Origin of the sequence: uncultured Maritalea sp. (assembly GCF_937139385.1) — a bacterium.
GTDB lineage: Bacteria > Pseudomonadota > Alphaproteobacteria > Rhizobiales > Devosiaceae > Maritalea > Maritalea porphyrae_A.
Genome location: NZ_CAKZPW010000312.1, coordinates 1 through 1,192, shown reverse-complemented (window position 1 = coordinate 1,192; position 1,192 = coordinate 1). Strand labels below are relative to the sequence as shown.

General features: G+C 50.8%; 1 protein-coding gene. It reads right to left on the bottom strand.

Annotated elements, in window-relative coordinates; all coding sequences use genetic code 11:
* The coding region (locus Q0231_RS12765; protein ID WP_299347941.1) for an NAD(P)-dependent oxidoreductase at positions 1-963 on the bottom strand (963 nt) is incomplete at its 3' end.
* Positions 964-1,192 lie beyond the last annotated feature (229 nt).

The following is a 1,192-nucleotide window of genomic DNA, read 5'->3' as shown; positions in this document are numbered from 1 at the left end:
ATAAAGGCTGGCGTTCATTGCTTCTTGCCCGCGACGATAGGCGATGGTGACATTTTCTGCGCCCAGCAATTTTGTTTGAATGGCGATGTCGATGGCGGTCATGCCCCCACCGATCACCACCACATCACGCCCAACGGGCAGGGAGCTCAAATCGTCGGTTTGACGCAGCTCTTCGATATAATCAACAGCGTCTAGGCAACCATCATTGTCTTCGCCATCAAGGCCAAGATTATTGGTGTTGCCCAAGCCAACGCCAATAAACACCGCGTCAAATTCGTCGCGCAACTGTGCAACAGAAATGTCACGTCCAAGGGCCTGGTTGTTTTTGATTTCAATGCCGCCAATGCCCAACACAAAGTCAACTTCAAGCTGCGCGAAATTGTGAGTGGTTTTGTAAGCAGCGATGCCGTGCTCGTTCAATCCGCCAGCTTTTGCCCGCGCTTCAAAAATTGTGACGTCGTGTCCGTGCATCGCCAATCGGTGAGCACACGAAAGGCCAGCTGGGCCCGCGCCCACGATGGCAACACGTTTGCCGGTTGAGGCGGCGCGTTTAAACGGGTGCTCTTTTGCGGTCTCGAACAGGTGGTCAGTTGCGTAGCGTTGCAGTTGACCAATTTTTACTGGCTTGCCTTCCGCTTCTTCACGCACACACACTTCTTCGCAAAGCGTTTCGGTGGGGCATACCCGGGCGCACATGCCGCCCAATATGTTCTGGTTGAGAATGGTTTTGGCCGAACCCGATGGGTTGTCTGCCGCAATTTCCCGAATGAAAAGAGGAATATCAATGCTGGTGGGGCACGCGGTCATACACGGCGCATCATAGCAAAAATAGCAACGCTCCGCTTCCACCATCGCCTCATGGCGGGTGAGGGGCGCGTGCAGATCCTCAAAATTGGATTCATAGTCTATTTGGTCAAGGCGACCGTTACGGATATCCCGCGTCGCGAAATCAGCTTCGCTCATTAATAGTCCTCCCCAGATTAGCCGCCGCACTTTGTAAATATGTTACCCGATCTCCTCAAACCGAATAACCAAAGCGTACCAGCAACACTTTCCTTCAGCATATATCATTTGATATTTTTACCAAAAGGTCAAACATTTTCTGACCATTTAGTCAGGTTTTTCAAATCGCCCGCATTTCAACTCTAACTCAGATTGCTGGTGAAGCGTAAAAATCCTTGTTTAGAATGAT